Genomic DNA, 15,581 nt, shown 5'->3' with positions numbered 1-15,581 from the left:
GGAAAAACTGCGGCGGAAAAACCACATCGCGAGCGGTGCCCCTCGGCCGATCAGCTAACGGGTCATGGAGGACTGCCACCACTCCAGGACCTCGTCCGCCATCCCCGGCACGGCCACGAGCAGGCCGTCCACCGGCAGGGACGCGTCCTCGCCCCGCCGGTCCAGCACGGCCGCGCCCGACTCCACCGCCAGCGCCACCGCCCCGGCCACGTCCCACTCGTGGTAGCTGTGCAGCACGGCCGCCGCCGCGTGCCCCAGCGCCACCTGCGCCACGGCCAGCGCCTTCGAGCCCAGCACCCGGACACCGGTGCCCGCCACGGCCGCCCGCGAGATGAACTCGCCCATACCCGGCCACGGCCCCGTGCGGGTCATCTCCGTGCACACGATCGAACTCGCGGGCAGCCCGTCGAGCCGCACCGGCGTCCCGTTCGCCCGCATGCCGCGCCCGCGCGCCGCCGCGTAGATCTGCGCCCGGTAGGGGTCGGCCACCACGCCGACGACCGGGCCCCAGCGGTCCACCAGGGCCAGGCTGTACGCGCACCACGGCACGCCCGCCACGTAGTTCGCCGTCCCGTCCACCGGGTCGACCACCCAGCGGAACTCGGCGTCCGCCGCCACGTCCGCGTCGGTGTCCTCGCAGAACACCGGGATGTCGGGGAACTCCGCGGTCAGCACGCGCCGCGTGTGCCGTTCGAGGGTCCGGTCGGTGTCGGTCACCCAGTCGAACGGCGACTCGTCGTCATCGGGGTGGGCGCCTCGGCCCGCCGTCGCCATGATGACGTCGGACGCGTCGTTGGCGAGGCGGCCCGCTACCTCCAGCGCGATCGACACCAGGCCGGGATCGACGGGCTGGGTGGGCCGGGACGACAAGACGGTCATGCCGCACTAGTCTCACCCCTCCTGGTGTCCGCGACACGACCACCAGGTGAAGCGATGACGATCTCCGGGTCAACGTCAACCGTGACGCGAGGAGTTCGACCGTCGTTCCCCGATCCGTCACGCCGCCGTGTCCTCGGCACCGCAGGGTGATCGACGTGCGTGTAGCGATCGTCACCGAGAGCTTCCTGCCCCAGGTGAACGGGGTGACCAACTCCGTCCTGCGCGTGCTGGAGCACCTGCGCTCGCGTGGCCACCGGGCCCTCGTCGTCGCGCCCGGCGCGGGTCCCGACCGGTACCGCGGCACGCCCGTGGTGCGCGTGCCCGCGGTCGACCTGCCGCGGTTCAGCTCGCTGCCGGTCGGCGTGCCGACCCGCCGGGTGCTGACCGCCCTGGCCGACTTCCGGCCCGACGTGGTGCACCTGGCCAGCCCGTTCGTGCTGGGCGCGCGCGGGCTGTCGGCGGCGCGCAGGCTCGGCCTGCCGACCGTCGCCGTCTACCAGACCGACGTCGCCGGTTTCGCGGGCCACTACGGCCTGGGCCTGACCGCGCGGGCCGCGTGGCGGTGGACGCGCCGGCTGCACTCGCAGGCCGACCGCACGCTCGCGCCGTCGACGTGGGCGGTGGACGCGTTGCGCACGCACGGCATCCCGCGGGTCCACCGGTGGGGCAGGGGCGTGGACGTCGACCTGTTCACGCCGGCCCGGCGGGACGAGGGTTTGCGGCGTTCGCTCGCGCCCGACGGCGCGCTGCTCGTCGGCTACGTGGGCAGGCTGTCACCGGAGAAGCGGGTCGACCGGTTGCGCGCGCTCGACGACGTGCCGGGCGTCCGCCTCGTGGTCGTCGGCGGGGGACCGGAGGAGGCGGCGTTGCGCCGCGAGCTGCCGAACGCGGCGTTCCTCGGGTTCCGGGGCGGGGTGGAGCTGGCGGCGGCGTACGCGTCGCTCGACGTGTTCGTGCACACCGGCCCGCACGAGACGTTCTGCCAGGCCGTGCAGGAGGCGCTGGCCAGCGGTGTGCCGGTGGTGGCGCCGGACGCGGGCGGTCCGCGCGACCTCGTGCGGCCGGACACCGGCTACCTGTTCACCACCGACGGCGAACTGCGCGCGGCCGTGCTGGCGCTGCGCGACCCGTTGCGGCGCAGGCGGTACGGCAACGCGGCCCGCCGCTGGGTGCGCGGCCGGACGTGGTCGGCGGTGTGCGACGAGCTGATCGGCCACTACCGCGCCGTCGCGGGCCTGCCGGAGCGCCGCGCCGCATGAGGATCGTCCAACTGGCGAACTTCTACGGCCCGCGCTCGGGCGGCCTGCGCACCGCGCTCCACCACCTGGGCAGGGGGTACGCGGCGGCGGGCCACGAGGTGACCCTCGTGGTGCCCGGACCGACACGGGCGGACGACCGGCTCGCGCCCGCCGTCCGCCGCGTCACGCTGCCCGCGCCCCGCATACCCGGCACGGGCGGCTACCGGGCGGTGGACCCGTGGCGCGTGCGCGCCCTGCTGGAGCACCTGCGCCCCGAGCGGCTGGAGGTCTCCGACCGGTTGACGCTGCGGGGCATGGGGCGCTGGGCGGCGGAGCGCGGCGTGCCGAACGCGGTGGTCTCGCACGAGCGGCTGGACCGCCTGCTGGAGCAGTTCCTCCTGCCGCCGGACCGGGCGCGGCGGTGCGCGGACCGGGCGAACGCGCGGATGGCCGCCTCGTACGACACGGTGGTGTGCACGACGGACTTCGCGCGCGAGGAGTTCGACCGCATCGGCGCGCGCAACGTGGCCCGCGTGCCGCTGGGCGTCGACCTGCGCACCTTCACGCCCACCCGCCACGACCGGTCGCTCAGGGCGGAGCTGGCCAGGGGCGCGGACGCCCTCCTGGTGCACTGCGGCCGGCTGTCACCGGAGAAGCACGTCGAGCGCAGCGTCGACACCGCCGCCGAACTCCACGCCGCCGGCCACCGGGTGCGGCTGGTCGTCGCCGGCGACGGGCCGCGGCGGGAGGCGCTGGAACGCCGCGCGGCGGGCCTGCCGGTGACGTTCCTCGGGTTCGTCGGGCGGCGCACCGCGGTGGCGGACCTGCTGGCGACGGCCGACGTGTCGCTGGCGCCGGGCCCGCACGAGACGTTCGGCCTGGCGGCCCTGGAGGCGCTGGCCTCCGGCACGCCGGTCGTGGTGTCCGCGTCGTCGGCGCTGCGCGAGATCGTGCGGCCGGGGTGCGGCGCGGCGGTGCCGGACCACGCGCCGGCGTTCGCGAGCGCGGTGAGCGCGCTGCTGGACGGCCCCGAGCCGGCGCGCCGGTCGGCGGCTCGGGCGCGGGCCGAGGAGTACCCGTGGCAGGCGGCGGTGGACGGGATGCTCTCGGCGCTGCGCGCGGCCTGAGCCCCGTCACGTCGGGCCCCGTCACGCCGACCGCCGCACCCGGCCGGAGCCCGGTCCTGCCGGGGAACCGCGCCCCGCCGGGAACCCCCTCCGCGACGGCCGTCGCACCCCCTCGCCGCACACCGCCCACCGACCACGATCGGGCTATCGTCGACGCTGCTCAGGCACGGTGGGCGGTGGACGGGATGCCGGTCTCAGCGGGCGTCACCTAGGCTTTCGCCATGTCGCGCGCAGGTCTGGACAAGAACCCCCGCGAGGTCGCCGAGATGTTCGACGGCGTGGCCAAGGGCTACGACCGCACGAACTCCGTCATGACCCTGGGGTTCGACCGGCGCTGGCGGGAGTGGAGCCGCCGGGTCCTGGACGCCCGCGCCGGTGAGCGGGTGCTCGACCTCGCGGCGGGCACCGCCGTGTCCACCGTCGGGTACGCCTCGTCCGGCGCCTGGTGCGTCGCCGCCGACTTCTCCCTCGGCATGCTGCTCGGCGGCGCGCACCGGCCCGTGCCGAAGGTGGCCGCCGACGCGCTGCGCCTGCCGTTCGCGGACGGGGTGTTCGACGCCGTCACGGTCTCGTTCGGCATCCGGAACTTCAACGACACCGAGGCCGCCCTGCGCGAGATGGCCCGCGTGGTCCGGCCCGGTGGCCGCCTGGTGGTCTGCGAGGTGTCGACGCCGACGTTCCGGCCGTTCCGGTTCGTCTACCTGCGCTACCTGCTGCGGGTGCTGCCGCTCGTCGCCCGGTTCGTGTCGTCCAACCCGGACGCCTACCAGTACCTGGCCGAGTCCATGCGCACGTGGCCGGACCAGCGCTCGCTCGCCGAGATCATCGCCAAGGCCGGGTGGGAGGACGTCGCCTGGCTCAACCTGACCGGCGGCGTGGTCGCCCTCCACCGCGCCACCAAGCCGCCTGCCGCGTGACCGCCCGCCCCGGCTGACGGGCCTCTCAGCAGGCCGCAAGTAGACTCGGCCTCGACTTTGTGAACCCAGGCACAAGGAGCGGGGATGACGACTCCCAGCCGCCGCAAGGCAGGCGAGGACGCCGAGGTGATCGTGGTCGGCGCGGGCCCGGCGGGCTCCACGGCCGCCGCTTACCTGGCTCGCGCGGGCCTCGACGTGCTGCTGCTGGAGAAGTCGGTGTTCCCCCGCGAGAAGGTCTGCGGCGACGGCCTGACGCCGCGCGGCGTCAAGCAGCTCGTCGACCTGGGCATCGACACCCGCGAGGAGGCGGGCTGGCTGCACAACCGGGGCCTGCGGGTGGTCGGCGGCGGCGTCACGCTGGAGCTGGACTGGCCGGACCTGGCCACCTTCCCGCCCTACGGCGTGGTGCGGCCCCGCCAGGACTTCGACGAGCTGCTGGCCCGCACGGCGCAGCAGGCGGGCGCGCGGCTGCGCGAGCGGACCACGGTCACCGGCGCGCTCACCGAGCGCGGCCGGGTCGTCGGCGTCACCGCCAAGGCCGGGCCGGACCGGGAGCCGGTCACCTACCGGGCCCCGATCGTGCTGGGCTGCGACGGCGTGAGCGCGCGGCTCGCGCTCAGCGTCGGCATCCAGAAGGACGACGCCAAGCCGATGGGCGTCGCGGTCCGCCGCTACTACGCCAGCCCCCGCACCAAGGACGACTACCTCGAATCCCACCTGGAGCTGTGGGACCGCGCGAACGACGTCCTGCTGCCCGGCTACGGCTGGATCTTCGGCATGGGCGACGGCACGGTGAACGTCGGGCTGGGCATCCTCAGCACCTCCAAGGCGTACGGGACTACGGATTACCGAGCCCTCCTCAGGTCCTGGCTCGACGGCACGCCCGAGGAGTGGGGCTTCCGCGAGGAGAACGCCGTCGGCCGGATCGGCGGCGCGGCGCTGCCGATGGGGCTCAACCGCAAGCCGCACTACCGGGACGGGTTGCTGCTGGTCGGCGACGCGGGCGGCATGGTGAACCCGTTCAACGGCGAGGGCATCGGCTACGCGATGGAGTCGGCCCGGATCGCGGCGGAGAGCGTCGTGCAAGCCCTGGCCCGCACGGGCGCGAGCCGGGAGCGCGCGCTGCACGGCTACCCCGTGCGCATCGAGCAGGCGCTGGGCAGCTACTACCGGCTGGGCAACGTCTTCAGCCGGCTCATCGGCAACCCGGCCGTCATGCGCACCGCGACGAAGTACGGCCTACCTCGGAAGACGCTGATGAAACTGGTCCTGAAGCTGCTCGCGGGCCTTTACGACCCGAAGGACGGCGACTCGTTCGACCGCATCATCACGGCGGCCACGAAACTCGCCCCAACGGCCTAATCGCACACCGCTATCCGACGCAGCGCCGACTTGTGGGTCGGCGCTGTTTCGTTTTGCGTGTGGCGCCGTTCACCACCGGGGTCCGAAGCCGTTGACCGGCGGGCGGTAAGACCAGGTAGCAGGCGTGCAGGGGGTGGCCGTCACGCCTCTGTGTGACGTTCTACACTGGCCCTCAGGTCTTGTGAATCAGTTCACAACCGGCTGAGATGCCTTGTGAAGTGTTTCACAAGCGACCTGCGGATCGTTAGGCCCGCCTAACTTCCGGAGGGCGCAAGAACACCCCTTAGGGTGCGCAACGGTCGGCGGTGCACCACCACCGCGACACGCGAGGAAAGGACGACGGAGAGTGCTGGACCCTTACCTCCCCCTCGTATTGATGTTCGCCCTCGCCGGGGCCTTCGCGCTGTTCTCCGTGACGGCCGCGCCGTACATCGGTCCCCGCCGCTACAACCGCGCCAAGCTCGACGCGTACGAGTGCGGCATCGAACCGTCACCCCAGCCCGTGGTGGGCGGCGGCCGGATGCCGGTCGCCTACTACCTCACGGCGATGCTGTTCATCCTGTTCGACATCGAAATGGTGTTCCTCTACCCCTTCGCGGTCTCCGCGGACCGGCTCGGCCTGTTCGGCCTGGTGGAGATCGCACTGTTCGTCGCGACGGTCGGCTTCGCGTACGCCTACGTGTGGCGGCGCGGCGGCCTCGACTGGAACTGAGGGGGAAGACCCGTGGGTCTCGAAGAGAAGCTCCCGAACGGCATCCTGCTCGCCAGCGTGGAGAAGCTGGTCAACTGGACCCGCAAGTCCTCGCTCTGGCCTGCCACGTTCGGCCTCGCCTGCTGCGCCATCGAGATGATGACCACCGGCGGACCGCGCTACGACCTCGCGCGGTTCGGCATGGAGGTCTTCCGCGCCTCGCCGCGCCAGGCCGACCTGATGATCGTCGCGGGCCGCGTGACCAACAAGATGGCGCCGGTGCTGCGCCAGATCTACGACCAGATGCCCGAGCCGCGCTGGGTGCTCGCGATGGGCGTGTGCGCCTCCAGCGGCGGCATGTTCAACAACTACGCGGTGGTGCAGGGCGTGGACCACGTCGTGCCGGTCGACATGTACCTGCCCGGCTGCCCGCCGCGGCCGGAGATGCTGATCGACGCGATCCTCAAGATCCACGCCAAGATCATGGACGAGCCGCTGGGCGCGAACCGGGCCGCGCTGCTGGCCGAATCCGGCCACACGACGCAGCTCGTCCCGTCCTCCCAGCGGTTTGCGAAGAAGTGAGCGGCATGGCTGACGACAAGCGCGAGGTCGAGAAGACCCCCGGCGCGGACACCCCGAGCCGGAACGGGCAGGCGCTCAGCTCGGCGAGCGCGAGCGAGGCCCAGCACGAGGAGCACCGGGAGCGCGGCGGCGTCGTCGCGGGCAAGGCGCGCAAGGGCATGTTCGGCGCCAGCGGCTCCGGCGACACCTCCGGGTTCGGCGGCCTGCGGCTGCCCGCCCACGTCGTCGCGCCCAGCGAGCGCCCGTACGGCGGCTGGTTCGACGAGGTCGCCGACGAGCTGCTGGCCGCGATCCACGAGCGCGGCCTGCCCGCCGACACCGTCCAGCAGGTCACCGTCGACCGCGGCGAGATCACGTTCTACCTGCGCCGCGAGCACCTGGTGGACGTCGCGCGCATCCTGCGCGACGACCCGGCGCTGCGGTTCGAGCTGTGCAGCTCGGTGTCCGGCGTGGACTACGGCGTGGACGCGCCGCAGCGGCTGCACTCCGTCTACCACCTGACGTCGATGACCTACCACAGGCGCATCCGGCTGGAGGTCGCGGTCGACGTCGACGACGCGCACGTGCCCAGCGTGGTGTCGGTCTACCCGACCGCGGACTGGCAGGAGCGCGAAGCCTGGGACATGTTCGGGATCGTCTACGACGGCCACCCCGGACTGACCCGAATCCTCATGCCGGACGACTGGGACGGCCACCCGCAGCGCAAGGACTACCCGCTCGGCGGCATCCCGGTGGAGTACAAGGGCGCGGAGATCCCCCCGCCAGACCAGAGGCGGTCCTACTCATGACCGAACGGCTTTCCGACGTGACCACGGGCACCGCCACCGGGCCCGCCGGGCGCGACAGCGACTCGTACGGCGCGAACCAGCAGGCCGACCCCTACGCCTCGTCCCGCCAGACCACCGAGGGCACCGTCTACACGGTGACCGGCGGCGACTGGGACGAGGTGCTGGCCGACGCGGCGGGTGACGAGCGCATCGTCATGAACCTCGGTCCGCAGCACCCGTCGACGCACGGCGTGCTGCGCCTGGTGCTGGAGCTGGAGGGCGAGACCGTCACCCAGGCCCGCAGCGTCATCGGGTACCTGCACACCGGCATCGAGAAGAACGTCGAGTACCGCAACTGGACCCAGGGCGTCACGTTCGTGACCCGCATGGACTACCTGGCGCCGCTGCACAACGAGGCCGCGTACTGCCTCGCCGTGGAGAAGCTGCTCGGCGTCGCGGTGCCCGAGCGCGCGCAGACGATCCGCGTGCTGCTGATGGAGCTGAACCGGATCAGCTCGCACCTGGTGGCGCTGGCCACCGGCGGCATGGAGCTGGGCGCGCTGACCGGCATGACGGCCGGGTTCCGCGAGCGCGAGGAAGTCCTGCACCTGCTGGAGTACCTGACCGGCCTGCGGATGAACCACGCCTACATCCGCCCCGGCGGCCTGGCGCAGGACATCCCGGCCGACGCGCCGGAGCGCATCCGCGCCTTCATCAAGGTGATGGACTCGCGCCTGCCGGACTACGACAAGCTGCTCACCGGCCAGCCGATCTGGCGGAACCGGTTGCAGGGCATCGGCTACCTGCCGGTGGACGCGTGCCTGGCGCTCGGCGTCACCGGCCCGGTCCTGCGGTCCGCGGGCCTGCCCTGGGACCTGCGCAAGATCGAGCCGTACTCGGGCTACGAGCACTACACCTTCGAGGTGCCGACCTCGAACGAGGCGGACTCGTTCGCCCGGTACCGGCTGCGGGTCGCCGAGATCCACGAGTCGCTCAAGATCGTCCGGCAGGCGGTGGACCGGCTCGCGCCCGGCCCGGTCATGGTGGAGGACGCCAAGATCGCGTGGCCCGCGCAGCTGACCATCGGCGCGGACGGCATGGGCAACTCGCTGGAGCACGTCCGCAAGATCATGGGCCAGTCGATGGAGTCCCTCATCCACCACTTCAAGCTGGTGACCGAGGGCTTCCAGGTGCCGGCGGGCCAGGTGTACGTGCCGATCGAGTCGCCGCGCGGCGAGCTGGGCTACCACGTGGTGTCCGACGGCGGCACCCGGCCGATGCGCGTGCACGTCCGCGAACCCAGCTTCGTGAACCTCCAGTCGATGCCCGCGATGTGCGAGGGCGGCATGGTCGCCGACGTCATCGCGTCGGTGGCCTCTATCGACCCGGTGATGGGTGGTTGTGACCGATGAGCACTCCCGAGAACGTCATCGCGGCGTCCCCGCTGGACCCGGCGGAGACCCGGCGGATGGCCGAGGCGACGACGGCGGACACCACCGTGTTCGGTCCCGACACGGTGGCGCGTGCGCGGGCGATCGTGGCCCGCTACCCGCAGTCCCGGTCCGCGCTGCTGCCGATGCTGCACCTCGTGCAGTCGGTGGAGGGCTACGTGAGCCAGGCAGGCATCACGTTCTGCGCCGACCAGCTCGACCTGACCAACGCCGAGGTCAGCGCGGTCGCGACGTTCTACACCATGTACAAGCGCCGCCCGTGCGGCGAGCACCTGGTGAGCGTCTGCACGAACACGCTGTGCGCCGCGCTCGGCGGTGACGCCATCTACGCCCGGCTGCGCGAGCACCTGGGCTCGGACGGCAGGCCGCTTGGCCACGAGGAGACCTCGGGCGAGCCCGGCGCGCCCGGCTCGATCACGCTGGAGCACGCCGAGTGCCTGGCGGCCTGCGACCTGGGGCCGGTGCTCCAGGTGAACTACGAGTTCTTCGACAACCAGACCCCGGAGAAGGCGCTGGAGCTGGTGAAGTCGTTGCAGGCCGGTGAGAAGCCGCACCCGACGCGGGGCGCCCCGCTGACCGACTTCCGGCAGGCCGAGCTCCAGCTCGCGGGTTTCTTCGACGGCCGGGACGCGGACGTCGACGGCCCGTCGGCCGCGCCGGAGACGGTGCGCGGCGCGGCCCTCGCGGCGGACCGCGGCTGGACCGCGCCGGCGATGCCGGAGCACGCCGAGTTCCCTGCCCTGCCGGACAAGAAGTAGGGGGAGGCTGACCAGTGGTCGACAACCTGACTCCGGTCCTCACCAAGCGGTGGCTGTCGCCGCGCTCGTGGACGCTGAAGACCTACGAGCAGCTGGAGGGGTACACGGCACTGCGCAAGGCGCTGACCGCCCACCCGGACCAGCTCATCCAGCAGTGCAAGGACTCCGGCCTGCGCGGCCGGGGCGGCGCGGGCTTCCCGACCGGGCTGAAGTGGGGCTTCATCCCGCAGAACGACGGCAAGCCGCACTACCTCGTCATCAACGCCGACGAGGGCGAGCCGGGCACCTGCAAGGACATCCCGCTGATGATGGCCGACCCGCACTCGCTGATCGAGGGCGTCATCATCACCTCGTACGCCATCCGGGCCAACTTCGCCGCGATCTACGTGCGCGGCGAGGTGCTGCACTGCATCCGGCGGCTGAACGCGGCGGTGCAGGAGGCGTACGCGGCGGGCTACCTGGGCAAGGACATCCTCGGTTCCGGGTTCGACCTCGACGTGGTCGTGCACGCCGGCGCGGGCGCGTACATCTGCGGCGAGGAGACGGCGCTGCTGGACTCGCTGGAGGGCAAGCGCGGCCAGCCCCGGCTCAAGCCCCCGTTCCCCGCGACCGCCGGCCTCTACGCCTCGCCCACCGTGGTGAACAACGTCGAGACCATCGCGTCGGTGCCCTACATCGTGAACGGCGGCGCGGACTGGTTCCGCGCGATGGGCCGCGAGCGGTCGCCGGGCCCGAAGATCTACTCGCTGTCCGGCCACGTCGAGCGGCCCGGCCAGTACGAGGCGCCGATGGGCACCACCCTCCGGCAGCTGCTGGAGCTGGCGGGCGGCATGAAGGACGGCATCCCGCTGAAGTTCTGGACGCCGGGCGGCTCGTCCACCCCGCTGTTCACCGCCGAGCACCTCGACGTGCCGCTGGACTTCGAGGGCGCGTCGGAAGCCGGGTCGATGCTGGGCACCACCGCGTTGCAGATCTTCAACGAGACGGTGTCCGTGCCCTGGGCGGTCATGAAGTGGACCGAGTTCTACAAGCACGAGTCGTGCGGCAAGTGCACGCCGTGCCGCGAGGGCACCTACTGGCTGGTCCAGATCCTCCAGCGGATGAACCGCAACGAGGGCACCGCGGGTGACATCGAGACGCTGCTGGACATCTGCGACAACATCCTGGGCCGCTCGTTCTGCGCGCTCGGCGACGGCGCGGTCAGCCCGATCACCAGCGGCATCAAGTACTTCAAGGACGAGTTCCTCGCCCTGTGCGACCAGAACTCCAAGGTGTTGGCAGGAGCAAGCGCATGACGATCGCGCCTGACAAGAGCACGGAGGTCGTGGTACCCGAGGGCCACGTCAAGCTGGTCATCGACGGCCTGGAGGTCGTCGCGCCCAAGGGCGAGCTGCTGATCCGCACCGCCGAGCGCCTGGGCATCGTCGTGCCGCGGTTCTGCGACCACCCGCTGCTGGACCCGGCGGGCGCGTGCCGGCAGTGCCTGGTCGAGGTGGAGATGGGCGGGCGGCCCATGCCCAAGCCGCAGGCGTCCTGCACCATGACCGTCGCCGACGGCATGGTGGTGAAGACCCAGCTGACCTCGCCGGTCGCGGACAAGGCGCAGCAGGGCGTGATGGAGCTGCTGCTGATCAACCACCCGCTGGACTGCCCGGTCTGCGACAAGGGCGGCGAGTGCCCGCTGCAGAACCAGGCGCTCAAGCACGGCCGCGCGGAGTCCCGGTTCCACGAGCACAAGCGGACGTTCCCCAAGCCGATCCCGATCAGCACGCAGGTGTTGCTCGACCGCGAGCGGTGCGTGCTGTGCCAGCGGTGCACGCGGTTCTCGAAGGAGATCGCCGGTGACCACAACTTCCTGGACCTGCTGGAGCGCGGCGCGCACCAGCAGGTGGGTACGGCGTCGACCGCCGAGATCAACGGCGCCGGCGGGGATCGCAACCAGTCCTACTTCTCCGGCAACACCATCCAGATCTGCCCGGTGGGCGCGCTGACGTCCGCCGCCTACCGGTTCCGCGCCCGGCCGTTCGACCTGGTGTCGACGCCCGGCGTGTGCGAGCACTGCTCGTCGGGCTGCGCGGAGCGCACCGACTGGCGGCGCGGCAAGGTGCAGCGCAAGCTGGCCGGCGACGACCCCGAGGTCAACGAGGAGTGGATCTGCGACAAGGGCCGGTTCGCGTTCCGCTACGCCACCGCCGACGACCGGATCACCCGGCCGCTCGTGCGCGACGCCGAGTCCGGTGAGCTGCGCGAGTCGTCGTGGACCGAGGCGTTGCGGATCGCGGCGGAGGGCTTGGCCAAGGCGCGCGACGGCCGGGGCGCGGGCGTGCTCGCGGGCGGGCGGCTGACCGTGGAGGACGCCTACGCGTACTCGAAGTTCGCCCGGATCGCGTTGCGCACCAACGACGTCGACTTCCGCGCGCGGCCGCACTCGGACGAGGAGCTGGCGTTCCTCACGTCGTCGGTGCTGGGCACCACGCCTGCCGACGGCGTGACCTTCCGGGGCATCGAGGCCGCGCCCGCCGCGCTGCTGGTGGCGTTCGAGCCGGAGGAGGAGGCGCCGATCGTCTTCCTGCGGCTGCGCAAGGCGGCCCGTGCGAAGAAGACCAAGGTGTTCCACCTGGGCCAGTTCACCTCGCCCGCCGTGGAGAAGACGTTCGGCACGCTGCTGGCGTGCGTGCCCGGCGGCGAGCCCGCCGCGCTGAACGCCCTGCCCGAGCACGCCGCCGACGTGGTGGAGGATTTGGGCAAGCCGGGTTCGGTCATCCTGGTCGGCGAACGCGCCGCCGAGGTGCCCGGCCTGTTCTCGGCGGTCGCGGCGCTGGCGCGGCGGACCGGCGCGAAGGTCGCGTGGATCCCGCGCCGGGCCGGTGAGCGCGGCGCGCTGGAGGCCGGCCTGCTGCCGACGCTGCTGCCCGGCGGCCGGTCGGTGTCCGACGCCGAGGCCCGCGCGCACGTCGAGCGGGTCTGGGGCCTGGCGGCGGGCGCGCTGCCCGCGTCGGCCGGTCGGGACACCACGGGCATCCTCACCGCCGCCGCGAGCGGCGCGCTGGACGCGCTGGTGGTCGGCGGCGTCGACCCGTTCGACCTGCCGGACCCGGCGCTGGCCGAGCGCGCGCTGGCCGCCGTCGGCTTCGTGGTCAGCCTGGAGCTGCGGCACAGCGCGGTCACCGCGCACGCCGACGTGGTGCTCCCGGTCGCGCCCGCGGTCGAGAAGGCGGGCAGCTACCTGAACTGGGAGGGCCGCCACCGCCCGTTCGGCACCACGCTGGAGGGCACCGGAGCGCTGCCCGACGGGCGGGTGCTGGACACGCTGGCCGTCGAGATGGACGCCGACCTGTTCACCCAGACCCCGGCGTCCGCCGCCGCCGACTTCGCCCGCCTCGGCCGCGGCGACTCGTCGACCGGCGTCGCCGCCCCGGCGGTCGCCGCGCCGCTGCTGCCGCAGCCCAAGGACGGCCAGGTCGTCCTCGCGACCTGGCGGCGGCTGCTGGACAACGGCTCGATGCAGGACGGCGAGCCGAACCTGGCGGGCACCGCCCGGCCCGTGGTGGCCAAGCTGTCCGAGGCGACCGCGCACCGGCTGGGCGTGCGGCTCGGCGGCGACGTCACCGTGTCCACCGAGCGCGGCGCGGTGTCCCTGCCGGTCGAGGCGGCGGACCTGCCCGACGGCGTCGTGTGGCTGCCCGGCAACTCCGGCGCGGTCACCGTGCGGCGGACCCTGGCCGCCGGCCACGGCTCCGTCGTGACCGTGTCGCCCGCCGGGGAGACCGCGTCGGCCCCGTCCGCCGCGGGCTCCGCTGGGGACATCGCGTCTGCCCCGTCCGCCGCGGGCTCCGCTGGGGACATCACGTCGGCCCCGTCCGCCGCGGGCTCCGCTGGGGAAATCACGTCGCCCGGAGGCAAGGCATGAGCACCGCACAACTCCTCGCCGACGACCCGGTCTGGCTGATCCTGGTCAAGGTCGTGGGCATCTTCGCGTTCCTCGTGGTCATGACCCTGTTCATGATCAACTGGGAGCGCAAGGTGGTCGCCCGGATGCAGCAGCGGCCGGGACCCAACCGGGTCGGGCCGGGCGGCTGGCTCCAGTCCCTGGCCGACGGCCTGAAGCTGGCGTTCAAGGAGGACATCCGCCCGGTCCTGGCGGACAAGTGGGTGTTCTTCCTGGCGCCGGTGATCTCCTGCATCCCCGCGTTCGTCGCGTTCTCGGTCATCCCGCTCGGCGGTGAGGTCTCGATCTTCGGCGAGACCACCGCGCTCCAGCTGGTCGACCTGCCGGTCGGCGTGCTGGTCGTGCTCGCCTGCTCGTCGCTGGGCGTCTACGGCATCGTGCTGTCCGGCTGGGCGTCCGGCTCGCCGTACCCGCTGCTGGGCGCGCTGCGGTCGGCCGCGCAGGTCATCTCCTACGAGATCGCGATGGGCCTGTCCATCGTCGCCGTGGTGATGAGCTCGCACTCGCTGTCCACGGCGGACATCGTCGGCACCCAGTCCGGCACCATCCTCTGGGGCGCGCTGCCCGCGTGGAACGCGATCCTGCTGCCGGTCAGCTTCGTCATCTACGTGATCTCGATGGTCGGCGAGACCAACCGCGCGCCGTTCGACCTCCCCGAGGCCGAGTCGGAGCTGGTCGGCGGCTTCCACACCGAGTACAGCTCGCTGAAGTTCGCGCTGTTCTTCCTCGCCGAGTACGTGAACATGGTGACGGTGTCGGCGCTGGCCACCACGCTGTTCCTGGGCGGCTGGCAGTTCCCGTTCGTCGGCGTCGACCACTTCCTGAACAGCGGCTGGTGGGGCCTGCTCTGGTTCGTCATCAAGACGCTGGGCTTCCTGTTCCTGTTCATCTGGCTGCGCGGCACGCTGCCCCGCCTGCGCTACGACCAGTTCATGCGGCTGGGTTGGAAGTTCCTGGTCCCGATCGCGCTGTTCTGGTTCGTCGCGGTGGCGTTCACCCGGTACCTGTCCCAGGAGAAGCAGGCGGGCAACACCAGCACCGGCGTCCTGCTCGCCGTCTTCGGCGTGGTGCTCGCGGTGATCCTGCTCATCGCGTTCCTGCTGCCGGACAAGCGCGACCAGCGCGACCCGCACGCCGTGCCGGTGACCGGCGGCGGGTTCCCCGTGCCGCCGCTCGACCTGCAAGTGCCCAAGTCGCCGCCGCGCCGGCAGGTCCCGGTGGCGCAACTGCCGTCGACGGGCGAGCGGGCGGCGGCACCCGCAGCGGTTACCGCTTCAGCGAAGGAGGCCGGCGATGGGGATGCTTGATCCCGTCAAGGGGTTCGGCGTGACCTTCGGGACGATGTTCAAGAAGGTCGTCACCGAGGAGTACCCCGAGGTCAAGAAGGTCACCGCGCCGCGCTTCCACGGCCGGCACCAGCTCAACCGGCACCCGGACGGGCTGGAGAAGTGCGTCGGCTGCGAGCTGTGCGCGTGGGCCTGCCCGGCGGACGCGATCTTCGTCGAGGGCGGTGACAACACCGAGGAGGAGCGCTACTCGCCCGGTGAGCGGTTCGGCGCGGACTACCAGATCAACTACCTGCGGTGCATCGGCTGCGGCCTGTGCATCGAGGCGTGCCCGACCCGGTCGCTGACCATGACGAACGAGTACGAGCTGGCCGACGACGACCGGCAGAAGCTGATCTTCACCAAGGAGGACCTGCTCGCGCCGCTGCTGCCCGGCATGGAGCAGCCGCCGCACCCCATGCGGCTCGGCGACAACGAGCAGGACTACTACGTGAACGGCCCGGCGCTCGCCCGGCAGGCGGGCGTGCCGGAAGGCGCCACCGTCGAGACCGGCCCCGAGGAGGCGCGGAGGTGA

At 72.4% G+C, this 15,581-nt stretch carries 14 protein-coding genes; 13 read left to right on the top strand and 1 reads right to left on the bottom strand.

Features of this window, described 5'->3' with window-relative positions; genetic code table 11:
• Positions 1-54 precede the first annotated feature (54 nt).
• Entirely contained in the window at positions 55-879 is an 825-nt protein-coding gene (locus C8E97_RS32895; RefSeq protein ID WP_121010121.1) for an inositol monophosphatase family protein, read from the bottom strand.
• A 155-nt stretch (positions 880-1,034) separates the two neighbouring features.
• Here C8E97_RS32895 and C8E97_RS32890 point away from each other — a divergent pair, with 155 nt between their 5' ends.
• The 13 genes from C8E97_RS32890 (at position 1,035) to nuoI (ending at position 15,581) form a co-directional block, all read left to right on the top strand.
• Positions 1,035-2,138 (top strand): glycosyltransferase family 4 protein, encoded by a 1,104-nt coding sequence (locus C8E97_RS32890; protein ID WP_211347178.1) that lies wholly within the window; start codon positions 1,035-1,037, stop codon positions 2,136-2,138.
• Complete coding sequence (locus tag C8E97_RS32885) at positions 2,135-3,244, top strand: glycosyltransferase (protein ID WP_121010118.1); 1,110 nt, start codon at positions 2,135-2,137, stop codon at positions 3,242-3,244. Before C8E97_RS32890 ends, C8E97_RS32885 begins: the two co-directional genes overlap by 4 nt.
• A gap of 221 nt (positions 3,245-3,465) precedes the next feature.
• Positions 3,466-4,161 carry a demethylmenaquinone methyltransferase gene (locus C8E97_RS32880; protein ID WP_121010115.1) on the top strand — a complete coding sequence of 232 codons (696 nt, stop codon included), beginning with the start codon at positions 3,466-3,468 and terminating at the stop codon, positions 4,159-4,161.
• Positions 4,162-4,245: 84 nt separating this feature from the next.
• Positions 4,246-5,523 (top strand): geranylgeranyl reductase family protein, encoded by a 1,278-nt coding sequence (locus C8E97_RS32875; protein WP_121010112.1) that lies wholly within the window; start codon positions 4,246-4,248, stop codon positions 5,521-5,523.
• Positions 5,524-5,869: 346 nt separating this feature from the next.
• Positions 5,870-6,235, top strand: coding sequence for an NADH-quinone oxidoreductase subunit A (locus tag C8E97_RS32870; RefSeq protein ID WP_015105359.1), 366 nt, complete (start codon positions 5,870-5,872; stop codon positions 6,233-6,235).
• 12 nt (positions 6,236-6,247) lie between these two features.
• A complete protein-coding gene (locus C8E97_RS32865) occupies positions 6,248-6,796 on the top strand; it encodes a NuoB/complex I 20 kDa subunit family protein (RefSeq protein ID WP_121010109.1) in 549 nt (182 codons plus the stop codon).
• Between the two features lie 5 nt (positions 6,797-6,801).
• A complete protein-coding gene (locus tag C8E97_RS32860; protein ID WP_121012863.1) occupies positions 6,802-7,584 on the top strand; it encodes an NADH-quinone oxidoreductase subunit C in 783 nt (260 codons plus the stop codon).
• Entirely contained in the window at positions 7,581-8,975 is a 1,395-nt protein-coding gene (locus C8E97_RS32855) for an NADH-quinone oxidoreductase subunit D (protein ID WP_121010106.1), read from the top strand. Before C8E97_RS32860 ends, C8E97_RS32855 begins: the two co-directional genes overlap by 4 nt.
• 56 nt (positions 8,976-9,031) lie before the next feature.
• Entirely contained in the window at positions 9,032-9,772 is a 741-nt protein-coding gene (gene nuoE, locus C8E97_RS32850) for an NADH-quinone oxidoreductase subunit NuoE (protein ID WP_121012861.1), read from the top strand.
• A gap of 14 nt (positions 9,773-9,786) precedes the next feature.
• Positions 9,787-11,067: an NADH-quinone oxidoreductase subunit NuoF gene (nuoF, locus tag C8E97_RS32845; protein WP_121010103.1), complete on the top strand. Its 1,281-nt coding sequence runs from the start codon at positions 9,787-9,789 to the stop codon at positions 11,065-11,067.
• Positions 11,064-13,682 carry an NADH-quinone oxidoreductase subunit G gene (locus tag C8E97_RS32840; RefSeq protein ID WP_121010100.1) on the top strand — a complete coding sequence of 873 codons (2,619 nt, stop codon included), beginning with the start codon at positions 11,064-11,066 and terminating at the stop codon, positions 13,680-13,682. The genes nuoF and C8E97_RS32840 overlap by 4 nt, the downstream gene beginning before the upstream one ends.
• On the top strand, positions 13,679-15,028 hold the full coding sequence (nuoH, locus tag C8E97_RS32835; protein ID WP_121010097.1) for an NADH-quinone oxidoreductase subunit NuoH: 1,350 nt from the start codon (positions 13,679-13,681) through the stop codon (positions 15,026-15,028). The genes C8E97_RS32840 and nuoH overlap by 4 nt, the downstream gene beginning before the upstream one ends.
• Positions 15,015-15,581 (top strand): NADH-quinone oxidoreductase subunit NuoI, encoded by a 567-nt coding sequence (gene nuoI / locus C8E97_RS32830; protein WP_121010094.1) that lies wholly within the window; start codon positions 15,015-15,017, stop codon positions 15,579-15,581. The genes nuoH and nuoI overlap by 14 nt, the downstream gene beginning before the upstream one ends.

Source organism: Saccharothrix australiensis (assembly GCF_003634935.1).
GTDB classification, from domain to species: domain Bacteria; phylum Actinomycetota; class Actinomycetes; order Mycobacteriales; family Pseudonocardiaceae; genus Actinosynnema; species Actinosynnema australiense.
Note: the sequence above shows the minus strand (reverse complement) of the source record. Positions and strands in the feature narration are given on the sequence as shown.